Raw genomic sequence first — 18899 nt, 5'->3', positions numbered from 1 at the left:
GTTCGAGGGGGTAGGGGCAAGGACGGATCCGGCAAATTTGCCGTTGTGCCCTTGCCCACTCTTCCCCGGGGCGCTTGCGCTACCTCAATTCCAGGAACAGACCACCTTGCCACAGTTACCGGCATCCATCAGGTCGAAGCCCTTCTGGAAGTCGTCGATGGCGATCTGGTGCGTCAACACCTTCTGCAGCGGGAAGCCGGTCAGCACCATCTGGGTCATCTTGTACCAGGTCTCGTACATGCGGCGGCCGTAGATGCCCTGCAGGGTAAGGCCCTTGAAGATCACCTTGTCCCAGTCGATGCCGGCGCCGCGCGGCATGATGCCAAGCATGGCCACCTTGCCGCCGTGGTACATGCAGTCGAGCATGTCGGCGAAGGCGCGGGGGTTGCCGCTCATTTCCAGGCCGACGTCGAAGCCCTCGATGTGCAGGTCCTTCACCGTTTCCTTCAACGACTGCTTCGATACGTTCACCACGCGGGTGGCGCCCATGTCAGCAGCAAGCTTTAGGCGATAATCGTTGACGTCCGTCACCACCACGTTGCGCGCACCCACGTGCTTGGCGATGCCCGCGGCGATGATGCCGATGGGGCCGGCGCCGGTGATAAGCACGTCCTCGCCGATCAGGTCGAACTCAAGCGCGCAATGTGCGGCATTGCCGTACGGGTCGAAGAATGCGGCAAGTTCCGAAGGAATCTGGTCGGGGATCGGCCACAGGTTGGAGGCCGGCATCGTCATGTATTCGGCGAAGGCGCCGTTGCGGTTCACACCGATGCCCACGGTGTTCGGGCACAGGTGCTGGCGGCCGGCACGACAGTTTCGGCAATGGCCACAGACGATATGGCCTTCGGCCGAGACGCGGTCGCCCACCTTGTAGCCGGTAACGCCAGGGCCGATCGCGGCAATGCGGCCGACGAATTCGTGGCCGATGGTAAGGCCCGGCGTGATGGTGCGCTGGGACCATTCGTCCCATTTGTAGATGTGCAGGTCGGTGCCGCAGATGGCGGTTTTTTCCATCTTGATCAGCACTTCGTTCGCGCCGGCCTCCGGTACCGGTACTTCTTCCATCCAGATGCCCTGCTCGGGCTTGCGCTTGACCAGGGCTTTCATCGTCTGCTGCTGCATGGGGAGTTCCGGCTGGCGCCCGCGGGGTACGGGCCAAACCCCGGATTATACGAGGGGAGGGGGTGGGTTTGCCCGCAAGGCCACGTTCGGTCTATGTTTCGTGAAATCCTGCGATCGGAGCAGGACAACCCAAGGAAGACCATGAAAGTCCGAACTGCCGTGCTGGGCGCCGCGATGGCGCTGGCCGCCGATATCCGCGCCGATGAAGGCATGTGGCTGCCTTCGCAGCTGCCCTCCATCGCCAAACCCATGGCCCAGGCCGGTTTCAAGGGAAATCCAGCGGAGTTGGCCGACCTCACCCGGCCGCCGCTCTCCGCCGTGGTCAAGATCGGTGGCGGCACGGGGGCTTTCGTTTCGGCCGACGGCCTGGTGGTTACCAACCACCACGTGGCCTTCGGGGTGATCCAGTACAACTCCAAGCCCGACCGCGACCTGATCACCCAGGGCTACGTGGCGGCCGACCGGGCTGCTGAGCTTCCCGCCAATCCCGACTACCGGCTGCGCGTGACGGTGGGCTTCGACAAGGTCACCGACCGGGTGCTTGCCGGCGCACGCGGCACCACGGGCCGGGCCTATTACGACGCCGTGGACGCGGCCAGCAAGAAGCTGGTAGCCGAGTGCGAGCAAGGCGAGGGCCTGAAGTGTTCGGTGGCCAACATGTTCTACGGCACCGATTTTTACCTGGTGAAGCAACTGGAGCTGCGCGACCTGCGCCTGGTGTACGCGCCGCCGCGGGCGATCGGCAATTACGGCGATGAAGTGGATAACTTCGTCTGGCCGCGCCATGCCGGCGATTTCACCGTATTGCGCGCCTACGTGGGCAAGGACGGCAAGCCAGCGGACTATTCGCCGGACAACCAGCCCTACCATCCGCCGGCGCATCTGCAGGTGGCCCATGGTGGGGTGGCCGAGGGCGACTTCGTCATGCTGGCCGGTTACCCGGGCACCACCTATCGCCATCGCACCGCTGGTGAGTTCGCCGACCAGGTCCAGTGGCGCCTTCCGACCACGGTGGACCTACTCGCTCAACTTCAGGACGTGATCGAAACCGCCGGCAAACATGACAAGGACGCGGAGATCCGTTACGCCTCGCAACTGCAATCGCTCAAGAACGTGAGCAAGCGTTACTCAGGCGAGCTGGAAGGCTTGCACCGCAGCGATGCGGTCATTGTGCGAGCCAATGACGAGAAAGCGATGCTGGCGTGGCTTGCGGCGCGGCCCGATGGAGCATCTACCCGCAGTGGCATCGACGCTCTATCGGGTGTGCTTGATGCCGGCAAGGGCGTGCGCGCGCGCGATTTATTGCTGGGCGTGCTTACCTCTCAGACCCAGCTGCTGCGTGCGGCGCTGTCAATCGATCGACTGGCGGTGGAACGTGCCAAGCCCGATGCCGAAAGGGAAACCGGTTACCAGAAGCGCGACGAGGAGTTGATCCGCAGCCAGTTGAAGCAGGTCTCGCGCCGCTACCAGCCGGCGGTGGAGAAAGCGCTGCTCGCCGTGGTGCTGGAGCGATATCAGAAACTGCCCGACGACGAGCGCTTGCCTGAGTTCGACAAGGCCTTCGGACGTACGCCTGAGGCGCTGAAAATAGCCATGGACAAGGTATATGGCGCCACGAAACTGGGGGACGAAACCACTCGCCTGAAGTGGTTTGACCAGGCGCCGGGCGAAGTGGCCGGCGCCGACGACGCGCTGCTGGTACTGGCGCGTGCCCTGCGTCCCGCCGTGCTGCGCATGGATGACGAACGCAAAGCGCGCGAAGGCGACCTGATGCGCCTGCGGCCGACCTACATGCATGCCTTGATCGCATATCGGCAATCGCAGGGCAAGGCGGTGTACCCCGATGCCAATGGCACGCTTCGTGTGAGCTACGGCAAGGTCACGCCGCTCAAGGCTCGCGACGCGGTGACCTATGCACCCCTGACTACCGTCGAGGGCATCGTGGAAAAGAACACCGGAAAAATTCCCTTCGATGCACCCGCGCCGTTGCTGGCAGCGATCGGCAAGCGTGACTTCGGCGATTACGCGGATACAAAGCTTGGCAGCCTGCCGGTCGATTTCCTCTCCAACCTCGATACTACGGGAGGCAACTCCGGCTCACCGGTACTCAATGCCCGCGGTGAGCTGGTGGGGCTGAACTTCGACAGCAATTGGGAAGCGGTTAGCGCCAGCTGGATGTACGACCCACGGTACAAGCGGGCGATCCACGTGGACATGCGCTACATGCGCTGGTTGATGGATAAGGTTTATCCGTCACCAGGGTTGCTAGGTGAACTGGGCGTGCCGCCAGTAAAGGGGCACTAATCGAGCAGCTTCACGAAACCGACGGCAGCGGCGAATATCCCAGCGACCGCTACGAAGGGATACCAGCGCGCCTCGGCGGCGATCTTTTCCGACTCTGCCAAGAGCTTTGACGTTCGGGCGCGGATGTGTGCGTTGAGTTCATCCGCGGACGGGGCATCTCGCACGATGGTGTCCCGGTCGGGAGTGGTGTTTCGCATCCTTGTCGCTTCCGTGTTGTCCGGGGGCATGAGATCGATGGTACGCACTCCGCGGCGATTTGAATGTCGTCTTTCGCTACAAGCTTCTATCCGTTGCGAACCGTTACCATGCCGTGCATGCCTCACGACCTACGCCCGCCTGCGATATTCCTGATGGGCCCGACCGCATCGGGCAAGACGGCGTTGGCGTGTCGTCTTGCCGATGCCTTTCCCGTAGAGATAGTCAGCGTCGACTCGGCGCTGGTCTACCGTGGCATGGATATCGGCACAGCCAAACCCGACAAGGCAACGCAGGCCCGTTATCCGCATGCGTTGATCGATATCCGCGATCCGGCGCGGCCTTATTCCGCAGCCGATTTCGCCGCCGACGCGGTGCCGGTGATGAAGGCCATCACCGCCCGGGGCAACATCCCCTTGTTGGTCGGCGGCACCGGGCTGTATTTCCGCGCCTTGCACGAGGGGCTTTCCAACCTGCCCGAGGCCAACGCCGACGTGAGGGCGCGCCTGGCGACCGAAGCTGAAGAGGTGGGCTGGGCCGGAATGCACGATCGGCTGTCCCGTCTTGACCCAGTCGCCGGCGAGCGGATCAAGCCCGGTGACGTCCAGCGCATCCAGAGGGCGCTGGAAGTGATCGAGCTCACCGGCCGCCCCTTGAGCGAACTGCAGCAATCAACACGTCGGCCTTTCGGCTGGCGGATCCTGAAGCTCGCCCTGGTGCCCACCGACCGCGCTCTCCTGGCTGAACGCATTGCCATGCGCTTCGACCAGATGCTTACCGACGGCTTCATCGAGGAGGTCCGCAACCTCCGGGCCCGGGGTGACCTGCACGCCGACCTGCCCGCCATCCGGGCCGTCGGCTACCGCCAGGCATGGGAACACCTGGACGGCGCCACGTCCGCGGCCGAATTCCGCGAGCGGGGCGTATTTGCGACCCGTCAGCTGGCCAAAAGGCAGCGGACCTGGCTCAGGGCCCAGCTCGATGCCCGGGTTTTCGACCCCGATCGCCCGGAACTTACGGCTTTCGTCTCTGCCGCCACCCGGCTTTTCACCCCACTTTCAGGGGCGTGACGCAGACCGCTTTCTAACGCGATTTAAAAGCAGTTAAGATTCCAAGCACTTGGGACCGGGGCGCCGGAAGGCGTCTTTTTTACCCGGTCCTGTCGGTTGGCGAGGGGAGAAGAAAAAATGTCCAAAGGGCAGTCGTTGCAAGACCCGTTCCTGAACACCATGCGCCGTGAGCGCGTCCCGGTAGCCATCTACCTGGTCAATGGCATCAAGTTGCAGGGCACCATCGAGTCGTTCGACCAGTTTGCGGTGATGTTGCGCAACCAGGTTTGCCAGATGGTCTACAAGCATGCCATCTCCACCGTCGTGCCCAGCCGCAATGTGCGGGTGGGCGGCCACGAGAACCATGCCGAGGGCGGCGTGGCCGGGATCGAAGCGGACGCTTGATACCGGCCCGGTCCGCCTATACCAAGGGAGGCTACGGGACAATCCGTAGCCTCCAGGCGGAACATACTTAGTGTTCGATAGAAAAAAGAAGGGTGAACGGGCCCTGCTGGTGCTACCGCATTCGCGAAGCATGGGTGATGGCGTTCGCCGCGGGGAAGAATTCGCTGAACTGGTCCGCTCGGCCGGCGCCGAGGTGCTGGGCCACGTGGCCGCGCGGGTGGAAGATCCCAATCCCCGGTATTACATCGGTACCGGCAAGGCCGACGAGGTCGCCGAAGCCGTCCGCGCCCTGGAAGCGGACGTGGTGCTGGTAGACCACATCCTTACCCCGGTCCAGGAACGCAACCTGGAAAAACTCCTCTCCGTGCGCGTGGTCGACCGTGCCGGGCTGATCCTGGACATCTTCGCGCAGCGCGCCCGCTCGCATGAAGGCAAGCTGGAGGTGGAACTGGCCCAGTTGAAGCACCTGGCCACGCGCCTGGTCCGGGGCTGGACGCATCTGGACAGCCAGCGCGGTGGTGCCATCGGGCTGCGCGGCCCCGGCGAAACCCAGCTGGAAACCGATCGCCGCCTGCTTGGCGAGCGGGTGAAGATGCTGACCAAACGCCTGGAAAAAGTGCAAACCCAGCGCACCCAGCAGCGCCGCTCACGCCTGCGCAACACGGTGCCACGCGTGGCCCTGGTGGGTTACACCAACGCGGGCAAGTCCACCTTGTTCAACGCCCTTACCACCGGTGGCGTATACACCGCCGATCTCCTGTTCGCCACGCTCGATCCCACCGTGCGCAAGGTGGACGACCTCTCTTGCGGTCCGGCGGTGCTCGCCGATACGGTCGGCTTCATCCGGGAGCTGCCACACGATCTGGTCGCAGCCTTCCGTGCGACGCTGGCCGAGGCCCGCGACGCAGACCTCCTGCTGCATGTCAGCGATGCGGCGGACGAAGAACGCGATTTGCTGCGCCGGGTGGTCAACGGCGTGCTGGAGGAAATCGGTGCCGGCGACGTGCCGCAACTGTCCATCATGAACAAGATCGACCTGGCTGGCCTGCCGGCCCGCATCGACCGCGATGCCGACGGCAAGCCCTCCCAGGTGTGGTTGTCAGCCGCCACGGGCGAGGGCCTGGATGGCCTGCGGGTCGTGCTGGGCGAACTCCTGGGCGGTGAAAGAGTCCACGCCACGGTGTCGTTGTCGCTGGGCGCCGGCCGTCTGCACGCCCGGCTGAAGGCCGCCGGGGCAATTGTCGCCGAACGTATCGACGACTCGGGCTGGCATCTGGATCTCGACGCCCCGCGCAGCGTCCTGGCACCCCTGGCCGGTGGCGACGAGCATGCCGCGCCACTGCGTCAGTTGCTCGAAGTCGAGGGCATCGAGGCCTGAAATCCCTTCCGGCGCGGGTCAAGCGCCGGTCTTATCTGATAAGATTGACCCCGTTTGCGTTCTTAAAATGGAGAATGCCTCCCATGGCATGGAACGAACCCGGCAACGGCCAGAAGGATCCCTGGAACCGCCAGAGGGCCAGCGGTCGCAAGACCGACATCGAAGGCTTGCTCAAGAGCCTCAAATCACGCTTCGGCCGGCTGGGTAACAGCGGCGGAATCATCACCGTGGTGCTGGCCATCCTGCTGGCCTGGCTACTGCTGTCCAGTTACGCCATCGTCGGCACGCGCGAAGTAGGCGTGGTGCTGCGCTTCGGCCAGTTCTCGCGGATGTTGTCCCCGGGCTTTCACCTGAAGCTGCCCCGGCCGTTCGAAACGGTCACCCGGGTGCAGACGACCCAGGTGCAGTCGGTGTCGGTCAACGCCCGCATGCTCACCAGCGACGAAAACATCATCACGGTGGACTTCAACGTCCAGTTCCAGGTGTCCGACGCGCGCAAGTTCCTGTTCTCGCTGGGCGAGCCACCGGCCGATACGCTTCGCCTCGCGGCCGAAGCGGCCGTGCGCTCGGTGGTCGGTGCCAACGACATGGACAACATCCTGACCAGCCCCGGCGACATGCCCGCTGCCGCCGGCACCGCTGCCGCGCCGGCCACGGCTACCGCCGCGATCGAGCCGAAAACCCGCGAAACCCTGCAACAGCAGATTCGTTCTGCGCTGCAGAAAACGCTCGACAGCTACAACTCCGGCCTGGTGGTCAATGACATCAGCTTCCAGAACGTGGCCCCGCCGGCGGAGGTGAAGGATGCCTTCGACGACGTCAACGCGGCGCGTGAAGACAAACAGCGCAGCGAGAACGAGGCCCGTGCCTACGCCAACGGCGTGCTGCCCGACGCCCGCGCCCAGGGCGCGCGCGTAGCAGCGCTGGCCGAAGGCTATCGCGCCGAACGCGTCGCCCGCGCCACGGGCGACACCACCCAGTTCAACCAGTTGCTGAAGGAATACCGGGCGGCCCCTGGCGTCACGCGTCGCCGCCTGTACCTGGAAACCATGGAGCAGGTGATGGCCAACAATGCCAAGGTGGTGGATGGCAGCAACGGCAAGAACATCATCAACCTGCCCTCCGAGCGTGCCGCGGGCACGGGACGGTCGTTGACGGGCGTGGTGCAGTCGGCGGCCAGCGCCGTGGATTCCAACCCCGCGCAGGAGGCCAAGCCATGAAAATCGTCTATGCCTTCGTCGGCCTGCTGGTGGTACTGCTGGGGCTGAACAGTGCCTTCGTCGTCAAGGAAGGCCAGAGCGCCCTCCTGCTCCAGTTCGGCCGCATCGTCCGTGCCGACTACAACCCGGGCCTCCACTTCAAGCTGCCGGTGGTGCAGCAGGTAGTGCTGCTGGACAACCGCATCCTGAACCTCGATGCCCAGCCGGAGCGCTACTTCACCTCCGAGAAGAAAAGCGTCAACGTCGACTTCTACGTGAAGTGGCGGATCGCCGATAACGCGGCCTACTATCGCGCCACGGCCGGCGAACAGCTGCAGGCTGCGCAGCGGTTGACCCCGATCGTCAAGGATGCGCTGCGCTTTGAGTTCAATTCCCGTCCGCTGCAGGCGGTGGTGGCCAATGGCCGCGATGACATCACCAACCGCGTGCGAAGCCAGACCGACGCCGCGGCTCGCCGCAGCCTGGGTATCGAAGTGGTGGACGTGCGCATCAAGCGCATTGAATTGCCCGACGAGGTGAGCGACTCGGTGTACAAGCGCATGCGCGCCGAGCGCATGCAGCTGGCCAACGACCTGCGCTCGCGCGGCAAGGAAGCGGGCGAGCGCATCCGCGCCGACGCCGACCGCCAGAAGGCGGTACTGCTGGCCGACGCCGAGCGCGAAGCTGCCACGGTGCGTGGCGATGGCGACGCCCAGGCGGCGGCAATCTATGCGCAATCGTATGGACAAGACCCAGACTTCTTCGATTTCTATCGTAGCCTGCAGGCGTACCGCACCTCCTTCCTGGATGGAAAGGGTGTTCTGATCCTGAAGCCGGAATCGGACTTCCTGCGGTATTTCAATGATGGTGGAGCGAAAGCTCGGTAGGCCGGGGAGCTTCATGTTTGCGCTTTGGCGCTGATGAGAACTCCAGAGGCAGATCAAACCCTTTACTTATTTATTTTTGCGAGCAAAAAAGATGGGCAAATCAGTAGTGATCCTCGGCGCCCAGTGGGGCGACGAAGGCAAGGGCAAGATCGTCGACCTGCTTACCGAGCGTGTCGCCGCCGTCGCCCGTTTCCAGGGCGGCCACAACGCCGGCCATACCCTGGTGATCAAGGGCAAGAAGACGGTGCTGCACCTGATCCCGTCGGGCATCCTGCGCGACGACGCGCTCTGCCTTATCGGCAACGGCGTGGTGCTGTCGCCGGCTGCACTGATGAGCGAGATCGCCGAACTGGAAGCCCAGGGCGTGGACGTTCGCCCGCGCCTGAAGATATCGCCGGCCACGCCGCTGATCATGCCGTACCACATCGCCCTGGATAAGGCCCGCGAGATCGCCTCCGGTGCCAAGGCCATCGGCACCACCGGCCGTGGTATCGGCCCAGCCTACGAAGACAAGGTCGCCCGCCGTTCAATCCGGGTGGCCGACCTCATGTACCCGCACGAACTGCCGGAGAAATTGAAGGCCGCCGTGGAGTACTACAACTTCGTGCTCACCCAGTGGCTGAAGGCCGAGCCGGTCGACTACCAGACGGTGCTCGATGAAGCGCTGACCTGGGGCGAGTACCTGCGTCCGATGATCGACGACGTCGCCACCATCCTGCATGACGTGCGCCGCGACGGCGGCAACATCCTGTTCGAAGGCGCACAGGGCGCGCTGCTGGACATCGACCACGGCACCTATCCGTACGTCACCTCGTCCAACACCACCATCGGTGGTGCGCTTGCCGGCACCGGCGTGGGCGCCGCCGATATCGATTACGTGCTGGGCATCTGCAAAGCCTACGCAACGCGCGTGGGCAGTGGTCCGTTCCCCACGGAACTCAATGATGAAATGGGCGAGCGCCTGCGCAAGGTCGGCAACGAATTCGGCGCCAGCACCGGCCGCCCGCGCCGCTGCGGCTGGATCGACCTGGTCGCGCTGAAACGCGCCGTACAGATCAACGGCATCAATGGCCTGGCCATCACCAAACTCGACGTGCTCGATGGGCTTGAATCCATTCGCGTCTGCATTGCCTATGAATACCGCGGCAAGCGCCGCGAGCTGGCACCGCTCGATGCCGACGGCTGGGACGAGTGCAAGCCGGTGTACCTGGACTTCCCCGGCTGGGAAGAATCCACCGCCGGCATCCGTGACTGGAACAAGCTGCCCGCCGCGGCACGTGCGTACCTGCGTTCGATAGAAGAGCTCTCCGGTTGCCGCCTGGCGCTGGTCGCCACCGGTGCCGACCGCGAAGACACCATCGTGCTTGACGACCCGTTCGCCGAACGCGCCGGTAATTGCTGAGGCCATCGCCGGACACACCAGAAGAAAGGGCCCGCATGTGGGCCCTTTCCTTTTGCGCCATCTACGCAGGCCAGGACTGCCCTTGCGGATGATCGATCTGCCGGTTGAGATAAAACGCTGCGCTGATTAGCGCCAGGTGGGTGAAGGCCTGCGGGAAATTCCCCACCAGGCAACCGCGTGAGTCGAATTCTTCGGAGAACAGGCCTACGTGGTTGCCGAAGGCGAGGAGTTTTTCGAAATTGATTTCCGCCTCCTCGCGGCGGCCGGCGCGGGCAAGGCATTCGACGTACCAGAACGAACACGCAGCGAACGCGCCCTCGGGCCCGACCAGACCGTCGTCGCCTGTGTAGCGGCGCACCACCAGGCGATCGGCCAGCTGCTTCTCGATGGCATCCATGGTGGCGAGCCACGCGGGATCCGTGGCGCTGATGAACCTCACCAGCGGCATCATCAGCATTGCGCTATCGACGTCTTTGCTTCCGGGGGCATGCACGAAATGCCCGACGTCGGGATTGAAGAATTCGTCCCAGATGTTCTTGCTCAATGCATTGCGTGCCGGGATCCACTGGTCGAAGGGCGCCGCCAGTGAGCGCTTGCTGGCCAGGCGGATGGCCCTGTCCACGGTTACCCAGCACATCACGCGCGAGTGCAAGTGTTCCTGGCGGTCGTTGCGCATTTCCCAGATCCCGGCGTCGGCCACTTTCCAGTGCTTGCACACATGGTCGACCAGTTGAATCACCGCCTCCCAGTTCGCATGCGAGATCGCCTCGCCGTACTTGTTGGTGAGGTAGATCGAATCCATCAGTTCGCCGTAGATGTCCAGCTGAAGCTGATTGGCGGCAGCATTACCGATGCGCACCGGGCGCGCGCCACCATAGCCTGCCAGATGGTCCAGGTTCACTTCATCAGGTACCTCGCTGCCATCGACCGCGTACATCACCTTCGGCCTGCCGTTGGGCGATTCGGCCACGCGACCGGCGACCCAGCGATTGTAGGCAATCGCTTCGTCGGTATAACCCAGACGCATCAAACCGTAGACGGCGAAGGAGGCGTCGCGGATCCACGTGGCGCGGTAATCCCAGTTGCGCATGCCGCCATGGGTCTCGGGCAGTCCGAAGGTGGCGGCAGCCACCATAGAGCCATATTCGAGCGATACCAGCAGCTTCAGCAGCAGGGAAGAACGCTGGACCGCCCCGCGCCAGCGGCCGCGGTACGTGGAACGGCGCGCCCAGCCGCGCCAGAACTCAATGGTATGCGTCATCATTTCATCGGTGGTGGATACACACGCACCATCTTCTTCGAACATGATGTCCGTGCTTTCACCTTCCTCGATGGGAAAGGTTGCCGTGGCTTCGCCATCGCCTGCCGATAGCCGGATGTTCGTGCGAAGGAGGAATGTTGGCGTGCCGGTGGCGTGAAACCTTGCCTGCTTGCCCTTGACCTCTACCTTGGGCGTCTTGCTGGCATAGGCAGGGCGTGGCGCGCATCGCAAGCGCATGCGTACCTTGCCGCGATGCACGGTGACGCGTCGCACCAGGCGGCAAGCATCGCCGCCCACCTGGCCCAACGGCGGCATCATGTCGGTCACTTCCACCGTGGCGCCATCGCCCATCCAGCGCGTCACCAGCACATTGGTATCGGGAAGATAGATCTGCACGATGCGGGGATCGTCAATGTCGGGTGCGAGCTCGAACACGCCGCCTGTCTGCGTATCCAGCAGGGAAGCGAATATCGTGGGTGAATCGAAGCGGGGCCAGCACATGAAGTCGATGGCGCCGTCGAGCGTCACCAACGCCACGGTGGCGAGGTTGCCGATGATGCCGTGGTCGGCGATGCCTCGGTTCGGCGCGATGGCCACGGCATCATCGGCCCGGACGGGCGCCTTGCGGCGGGAAAACCCTGCTTTCTTCTTCGCCATGGCTTGGGCCTGTTTTTGGCATTGCCGCCATCAAACAGGGTAGGGCGTGATCGCTGGATAAATGCCTGGTATCCGTTACGTGGCGTGGATACGCCACCCAAACGCCCGATCATGGAATGATGCCGGGGTCCCTACGAAACGCAGGACCCACGCATGAAGACCATCGGACTGATCGGCGGCATGAGCCATGAATCCTCCGCGGAGTACTACCGCCTGGTGAACCAGGGCATGAAGGAGCGCCTGGGCGGGCACAACAACGCGCGCAGCGTGATGGTCACCGTCTGTTTCGACGACATCGTTCGCATGCAAGTGGAAGGGCGTTGGGATGACGCAGGCCAGTTGCTGGCGCAGGCGGCAGGGCAGGTGCAGGCCGCTGGCGCGGATTTCGTGCTGCTGTGCACGAATACGATGCACGAGGTGGCCGGGGCCATCGAGGAGGCGTTGCGCATTCCTTTCATCCATATCGTCGATCCGACCGCCGAGGCCCTGAAGACGGCAGGCATTACCCATGTGGGCCTGCTCGGCACCCGTTTCACCATGGAACGACCGTTCTACATCGACCGGCTGCGGGACAAGCATGGGATCCAGACGGTCGTTCCCGATGCTGCCGGACGCGATGCGGTGCATGCGCTGATCTACGATGAACTATGCCACGGCACCATAAATGAAAATTCCCGTGACGCGGTATTGCGAGTGATCAATCAACTGGTTGAACAAGGCGCCCAAGGCATCATCCTCGGCTGCACCGAGCTAACCTTGCTGGTGCAGAGACAACATACATCCACACCCTTGTTCGATACCGCGGGACTGCACGCGGTGGCGGCCGTGGAGCTGGCCTTGGCGGACTGATCCCATGCATTGAACCTTCCCGCGTCGCCGGCTGTCCCATTGGCAGGCAAAAGGAATGTCACTCACGGTGTTCGACCGGGGCGGTTCCTGCTTTGCAGGAGGGGAGGCCGCTTGTGAGGGTAGAAGGAGAGTCCGGCAGTCTGCGCGAATCGATGTGGCGAGTGGCCGCGATGGCCATGGTGATCAGCTGCCATCTTGGTTTATTGATGCTGCTGCTGCGACCGGCAAACTATGATCGAGACACGACATCGATCGTGGAGAACGACACGCTGGCACTCAAGTTGCGTTTCATTCTGCAGACGTCGACTTCCACGCCATTGGCGCTACCGGTGTTTCGACCGGCTGTGCCGACGTTACGCGCCCATCAGAAGAGATCAGGGAGAACGCCTGCACCGCTCCCTGTCCAGAGCGCCACGCCGGTCACCGCACTGCCATCGGAGGTGCGTTCAAACAGCACACCGACCATGCCTGCCTCGCCCAATCGCTACACGGATGACAAAGCGCCCACGGGCGATGGCGGTTTTCACCAACGGTTACTCGACGCTCAACACGTCCGTGATGTTCACGGGGTCCCGGGCTCTGATCGGCGCATCGTACAGGGCATTGGTTTGATCAACCCGATGAACCAGGGCGTCGGTGCGGTGATGCGTGCCACCCAACGTCTCTTCGGTGTGACGAATCGACACTGCATCGATGTTGACGTGTGGCGGCACCTTACCCCGGAAGAATTGATTGCGCGACGTATGTCGTCCAGGGACGTGGACAGGATCGACGAGCAGTACGGCTGCACCAGGCCGTTGGGACTGAGCTTCTGATCCTGCCAAATGGAGCGCGATATTACAAAAAAGCCCCGCTCTCGCGGGGCTTCTTCGTCAGGCAACGTTCGGTTCGCTAAACGCCTCGATCTCACCCTTGAAGGCTTCGATCGGCACGCAACTGCAGAACACGTTCTTGTCGCCATATACATTGTCGACACGGGCCACCGGCGACCAGTACTTCTGCTGGCGCAGGCTTTCCAGCGGGAAGGCGGCCAGTTCGCGCGGATAGGCATGCTTCCACTCGCTCGCGGTCACCTGGGTGGCAGTGTGCGGGGCGTGCTTGAGCGGATTGTCCTCGCGGTCGAGTTTGCCTTCTTCAACCGCGCGGATTTCGTCGCGGATCTGGATCATGGCGTCGATGAAACGGTCCAACTCGTGCATCGATTCGCTTTCGGTGGGCTCGACCATCAGCGTGCCGGCCACGGGGAAGCTCAAGGTGGGGGCGTGGAAGCCGAAGTCGATCAGACGCTTGGCCACGTCTTCAGCGCCGATGCCGGTGGCGTCTTTCAGCGGGCGCAGATCCAGGATGCATTCGTGCGCCACCAGGCCGTTGCGGCCCATGTACAGGGTGTCGTAGTGCGCTTCAAGCCGCTTGGCGATGTAGTTGGCATTCAACAGCGCCACCTGGGTGGCCTTGCGCAGCCCGGAGGTACCCATCAGCGTGATGTACATCCAGCTGATGGGCAGGATCGACGCCGAGCCGAAGCTTGCCGCGCTCACCATGCCGCCCTTGCCCTCTTCGCCGAAGGCGCGCGGCAGGAATGGAGCCAGGTGCGACTTCACGGCGCATGGGCCCACGCCCGGGCCGCCGCCGCCGTGCGGGATGCAGAAGGTCTTGTGCAGGTTCAGGTGCGAGACGTCCGAGCCCCACTTGCCGGGGCGCGCCACGCCCACCAGCGCATTCATGTTGGCACCGTCGGTGTACACCTGGCCGCCGTGCTGGTGCACGATCTCGCAGATCTCGACCACGTCTTCCTCGAACACGCCGTGCGTTGAGGGGTAGGTGATCATCAATGCGGCCAGGCGCTGCGAATATTTCTCGGCCTTGGCGCGAATGTCGGCTACATCGACGTTACCGTTGGCATCGCAGCGGGTAACCACCACTTCCATGCCGCACATCTGCGCCGATGCCGGGTTGGTGCCGTGGGCCGATTCAGGAATCAGGCAGATGTCGCGGTGGCCTTCGCCGCGTGAACGATGGTATTCGCGGATGGCCAGCAGGCCCGCGTACTCACCCTGCGCGCCCGAGTTTGGCTGCAGGCTTACCGAATCGTAGCCGGTGCATTCCACCAGCATGGCTTCGAGCTCATCGATCAACTGCTTGTAGCCGATGGCCTGGTTGGCCGGGGCCAGCGGATGCATGTTGGCGAACTCAGGCCACGTTACCGGGATCATCTCGGCGGTGGCGTTGAGCTTCATGGTGCACGAGCCCAGCGGGATCATCGTGCGATCCAGCGCCAGGTCCTTGTCGGCCAGGCCGCGCAGGTAGCGCAGGAGTTCGTGCTCGCTGTGATGGGTGTTGAACACCGGATGCTGCAGGTAGGGGGTGGTGCGCAGCAGGCCGGGGGGCAGGGCGTCGGGGATCTTGCCGTCCAGCACGTCGATATCGGAAATTTCCGCGCCGAAGAGTGCGGCCAGTGCAACGACGTCGTCGCGGGTGGTGGTTTCGTCCAGGCTGATGCCCAACGATGCGCTGTCGATGATGCGCAGGTTGATACCAGCGCGGGCAGCCGCCGCGTGAACCGAGGCGGCATCCACGCCCATCACGTGCAGGGTGTCGAAGAAGTCCGGGCCGACCGTGGCGCCCACGTGACGCAACGAGGCGGCCAGGATGGCGGCCAGGCGGTGCGTACGGCGGGCAATGCGTTCCAGGCCCTCCGGGCCGTGGTACACGGCGTACATGCTGGCCATCACGGCCAGCAGCACTTGTGCGGTACAGATGTTGGACGTGGCTTTCTCGCGGCGGATGTGTTGCTCGCGGGTCTGTAGGGTAAGACGGTAGGCAGGCTTGCCCTCGGCATCCACCGACACGCCGATCAGGCGGCCGGGGATGGAACGCTTGTAGGCGTCGCGACAAGCCATGTAGGCGGCGTGCGGCCCGCCGAAGCCAAACGGCACGCCGAAGCGCTGGCTGTTGCCGACCACGATGTCCGCGCCCCAGCTTCCGGGCGAAGCAATGACGGTGAGGGCCAGCAGGTCCGTCGCAACCGACACCAGGCCGCCGCGCGCATGCACCGCATCGGCCAGTGCCCTGTAATCGTTCACCTGGCCGAACGTGTTCGGGTACTGCAGCAGTACGCCGAAGCAATCCGTGCCGGCGGCGTCGGCGTCATCACCCACCACCACCTCGATGCCGATGCCATCGGCGCGCGTGCGCAGCACTTCGATGGTTTGCGGGTGTACACCTGAGGATACGAAGAACACCTTCGACTTCGCCTTGGCCGAGCGACGCGCCAGGGCCATGGCCTCGGCGGCGGCGGTGGCTTCGTCCAGCAGGGAAGCGTTGGAGATGTCCATGCCGGTGAGGTCGGCGACCATGGTCTGGAAGTTGATCAGCGCTTCCATGCGGCCCTGGGAGATTTCCGCCTGGTAGGGGGTGTAGGCGGTGTACCAGGCCGGGTTCTCCAGCACGTTGCGCAGGATCACGTTCGGCGTGTGGGTGCCGTAGTAGCCCTGGCCGATGAAGTTGCGGAAGACCTGGTTCTTGTCGGCGATGGTCCGGATGCGGGCCAGGGCCTCCACTTCGGTCATGGCGGAAGGCAGCGCCAGCGCCTTGGGCGAGCGGATCGAAGCCGGGACGATGGCATCGGTCATGGCGTCAAGCGAATCATGGCCAAGGACGTTCAGCATGGCGCCGATTTCGGCATCGTTCGGGCCGATGTGACGGTCGATGAACGCGCCGTGGTATTCGAGGTCGCGCAGAGAGGGGGAACGAGGCTGGGCCATGGGGTTTCTCAGGGCATAGGACAGTCGTGCCGTGCCGGCACGTGGGGCGCCCCTCTGTCCTTTTGCCTGAGAGTTTGGAAGCGATGAACGGCTTCGTGCACCTTCGGCGCCGGGTTTGACCGGTCTCTCCAGAGTGTTGCAACGGGGCGGTGGTATGGGAGCCTGAGCGATTACGGGCGTTGCGCCTTCGGCAGCGATCTTTCGGACCGCTTCTCCCACCGCGCCATAGCTGAAGATTATACAGCCGTCGGGCGCCCGGGACTCAAGAATTCTTGATGGGAGCCGTTATCATCCCAGAATGGGGGCCGCCCCTTGGCGGGCCGCGAAATTCTTCATGACTGGACATTACAACCTCGCGCTGGTGGGCTGTTCCCTGCTCGTGGCCTTCCTGGCCTCGTACACGGCACTGGACCTGTCCGGCCGCATCGCCGTGGTCAGGACGCCGCTTGCCCGGCAGGCCTGGCTGTGCGGCGGAGCGCTGGCGCTTGGCATTGGCATCTGGTCGATGCATTTCATCGGCATGCAGGCCCTGCGCATGCCCATCGCCATGGGCTTCGATCTCAAGCTCACCGCGGTATCGGCGCTGATCGCGGTGGTGGTGTCCTACTTCGTGTTGTTGCTGGTGGCCATGCCGCGCCTGCGATGGCCGCTGCTGGCGGTGGGTGGGGTTGCACTGGGGCTTGGCATCGCCGGCATGCACTACACCGGTATGGCCAGCATGTTGATGATGCCGGGCATCGTCTACGATCCGTACTGGTTCAGCGCCTCGGTGCTGATCGCCATCGGTGCCTCGATCGCCGCCATCCGCATTGCCCATGCGCTGAAGGACAGCCGACAGAGCCAGCTGGCGTTCAAGCGTGCTACCGCCGCGGCGGCGATGGGCCTTGCCATCGCCGGCATGCACTACAGCGGCATGGCCGCCGCCAACTTCCCGCCGGGTTCGATCTGCGGTGCGGCGACGGACCTGAGTCCCAACGTGCTGGCCCTGGTGGCGGGCGTGATCAGCACGGCGATCCTGCTCGTGGGGCTGATGCTTTCATACCTTGAAAGCCGGCTGCATCGCGACACGCAGCGGCTGTCCGGTTCGATCAACCAGCTCAACAGCCGTTTGCTGCACATGGCCACGCACGATCCGCTGACGAGCCTCCCCAACCGCGTAACACTGGGACGGCGCCTGGAACAGGCGATCGAGGAAGCGCGCCAGCAGAATACCGAAGTGGCCGTGCTCTACGTCGATCTGGACGGCTTCAAGGCGATCAACGATTCCCTGGGCCATTCCTTCGGCGATGAATTGCTTCGCGCCGTGGCCGCACGGCTGTCCTCCGGCTTGCGCCGCGGTACCCTGGCACGGGTGGGTGGTGATGAGTTCGTCGCCGTGGTCGAGCGCCTGGTGTCGCGCGATACCGCCATTCAGGTGGCCGAGCGGGCGATCGCCCGCATGCGTGAGAATTTCACCGTCAACGGCACCTCGCTGCGGGTAACGCCCAGCATCGGCATCGCCTTCTATCCCACCGATGGCGAAACGGTGGATGAGCTCATCGCCAATGCCGATGTCGCCATGTACGGTGCCAAGGAAAGCGGCCGCAACGGTTTCCGTGTGTTCGAGATGGACATGAAGCAGCGCTCGATCCGCATGCTGGACATCCAGCGCGGGCTGCAGACGGCCACCGAGGACGGCACGCTGTCAGTGCATTTCCAATCCAAGCACGACGGCCCAAGTGGCGAGCTCACGGGCGCTGAGGCCCTGGCGCGCTGGAATCACCCGGTGCTCGGTTCGGTGTCGCCGCTGGAATTCATCGGCGTGGCCGAGCGCACGGGGCAGATTGCCCGCATCGGCGAGTGGGTGATGCGCGAGACCTGCCGCCAGATGCGCGAATGGCAGGACAAGGGCCATGCCCCGATGCGCGTGGCGATCAACCTGTCGCCGCTGCAGCTATCGCAACCGGACCTGGTGGACATGGCCGCGCAGATCGTTGCCGATGCCCACCTGAAGCCTTCGCAGATCATGTTCGAGGTCACCGAAACCGTTGCCATGCAGGACGCCGAGCGCACGGTGGAGATCCTGCGCGACTTCCAGGAACGTGGCTTCGAATTCGCCATCGACGACTTCGGCACCGGTTATTCCTCACTGGCCTATTTGCAGAAATTCCAGGCCAAGCAGCTGAAGATCGACCGCTTCTTCACCCATTCGCTGGAGAGCGACAGCGTGGAGTCCAAGGCGATCGTCTCGGCGATCATCGCCCTGGCCCACACCTTGGGGATGGAAGTGGTGGCCGAGGGCGTGGAGACGCTCAACCAGGCTGAGCAGTTGCGCGCGCTCGACTGTGACCAGGTGCAGGGCTTTTACATGTCCTACCCGCTGGCGCCGGCGGCCTTCGAAGAGAAGTACCTGAAGATCGCGCGGCCTGCACTGAAGGTGTAACCGGA

At 63.8% G+C, this 18899-nt stretch carries 14 protein-coding genes and 1 riboswitch; of the genes, 10 read left to right on the top strand and 4 right to left on the bottom strand.

Going from position 1 to position 18899, the window contains the following annotated elements:
• Positions 1–84 precede the first annotated feature (84 nt).
• Positions 85–1122 (bottom strand): L-threonine 3-dehydrogenase, encoded by a 1038-nt coding sequence (gene tdh / locus VGM61_RS15805; RefSeq protein ID WP_331523823.1) that lies wholly within the window; start codon positions 1120–1122, stop codon positions 85–87.
• Positions 1123–1263: 141 nt separating this feature from the next.
• Between tdh and VGM61_RS15800 the strand changes: the two genes are divergently transcribed.
• Entirely contained in the window at positions 1264–3426 is a 2163-nt protein-coding gene (locus VGM61_RS15800; RefSeq protein WP_331523822.1) for a S46 family peptidase, read from the top strand.
• On the opposite strand, the gene VGM61_RS15795 is transcribed toward VGM61_RS15800, so the two are convergent.
• The gene (locus VGM61_RS15795; protein ID WP_331523821.1) at positions 3423–3623 is read right to left on the bottom strand and encodes a hypothetical protein; all 201 of its coding nucleotides are present in this window, start codon (positions 3621–3623) and stop codon (positions 3423–3425) included. The genes VGM61_RS15800 and VGM61_RS15795 overlap by 4 nt on opposite strands.
• Positions 3624–3740: 117 nt before the next feature.
• Between VGM61_RS15795 and miaA the strand changes: the two genes are divergently transcribed.
• The 6 genes from miaA (at position 3741) to VGM61_RS15765 (ending at position 9941) form a co-directional block, all read left to right on the top strand.
• On the top strand, positions 3741–4691 hold the full coding sequence (miaA, locus tag VGM61_RS15790) for a tRNA (adenosine(37)-N6)-dimethylallyltransferase MiaA (protein WP_331523820.1): 951 nt from the start codon (positions 3741–3743) through the stop codon (positions 4689–4691).
• Between the two features lie 117 nt (positions 4692–4808).
• Complete coding sequence (gene hfq, locus VGM61_RS15785; protein ID WP_250623905.1) at positions 4809–5075, top strand: RNA chaperone Hfq; 267 nt, start codon at positions 4809–4811, stop codon at positions 5073–5075.
• Between the two features lie 70 nt (positions 5076–5145).
• A complete protein-coding gene (gene hflX, locus VGM61_RS15780; protein WP_331523819.1) occupies positions 5146–6453 on the top strand; it encodes a ribosome rescue GTPase HflX in 1308 nt (435 codons plus the stop codon).
• An 83-nt stretch (positions 6454–6536) separates the two neighbouring features.
• Positions 6537–7673, top strand: coding sequence for an FtsH protease activity modulator HflK (gene hflK, locus VGM61_RS15775; RefSeq protein WP_331523818.1), 1137 nt, complete (start codon positions 6537–6539; stop codon positions 7671–7673).
• Entirely contained in the window at positions 7670–8539 is an 870-nt protein-coding gene (gene hflC / locus VGM61_RS15770) for a protease modulator HflC (protein ID WP_331523817.1), read from the top strand. The genes hflK and hflC overlap by 4 nt, the downstream gene beginning before the upstream one ends.
• A 91-nt stretch (positions 8540–8630) precedes the next feature.
• Positions 8631–9941 (top strand): adenylosuccinate synthase, encoded by a 1311-nt coding sequence (locus VGM61_RS15765; protein WP_331523816.1) that lies wholly within the window; start codon positions 8631–8633, stop codon positions 9939–9941.
• Positions 9942–10002: 61 nt separating this feature from the next.
• Here the strand turns inward: VGM61_RS15765 and VGM61_RS15760 are convergent, their stop codons facing one another.
• Entirely contained in the window at positions 10003–11859 is a 1857-nt protein-coding gene (locus tag VGM61_RS15760) for a glycoside hydrolase family 15 protein (protein WP_331523815.1), read from the bottom strand.
• Between the two features lie 153 nt (positions 11860–12012).
• Between VGM61_RS15760 and VGM61_RS15755 the strand changes: the two genes are divergently transcribed.
• Positions 12013–12708: an aspartate/glutamate racemase family protein gene (locus VGM61_RS15755; RefSeq protein WP_331523814.1), complete on the top strand. Its 696-nt coding sequence runs from the start codon at positions 12013–12015 to the stop codon at positions 12706–12708.
• 170 nt (positions 12709–12878) lie between these two features.
• Entirely contained in the window at positions 12879–13523 is a 645-nt protein-coding gene (locus VGM61_RS15750; RefSeq protein ID WP_331523813.1) for a hypothetical protein, read from the top strand.
• Between the two features lie 57 nt (positions 13524–13580).
• On the opposite strand, the gene gcvP is transcribed toward VGM61_RS15750, so the two are convergent.
• Positions 13581–16472, bottom strand: a complete 2892-nt coding sequence (gene gcvP, locus VGM61_RS15745) for an aminomethyl-transferring glycine dehydrogenase (RefSeq protein WP_331523812.1) — start codon at positions 16470–16472, stop codon at positions 13581–13583.
• Between the two features lie 44 nt (positions 16473–16516).
• Positions 16517–16614: riboswitch (glycine riboswitch) on the bottom strand.
• Positions 16615–16806: 192 nt separating this feature from the next.
• On the opposite strand from gcvP, the gene VGM61_RS15740 reads away from it, so the two are divergent.
• Complete coding sequence (locus tag VGM61_RS15740; RefSeq protein ID WP_331523810.1) at positions 16807–18894, top strand: putative bifunctional diguanylate cyclase/phosphodiesterase; 2088 nt, start codon at positions 16807–16809, stop codon at positions 18892–18894.
• Positions 18895–18899: the final 5 nt, after the last annotated feature.

This window comes from Pinirhizobacter sp., from assembly GCF_036499745.1.
Taxonomy (GTDB): Bacteria; Pseudomonadota; Gammaproteobacteria; order Xanthomonadales; family Rhodanobacteraceae; genus Pinirhizobacter.
Note: the sequence above shows the minus strand (reverse complement) of the source record. Positions and strands in the feature narration are given on the sequence as shown.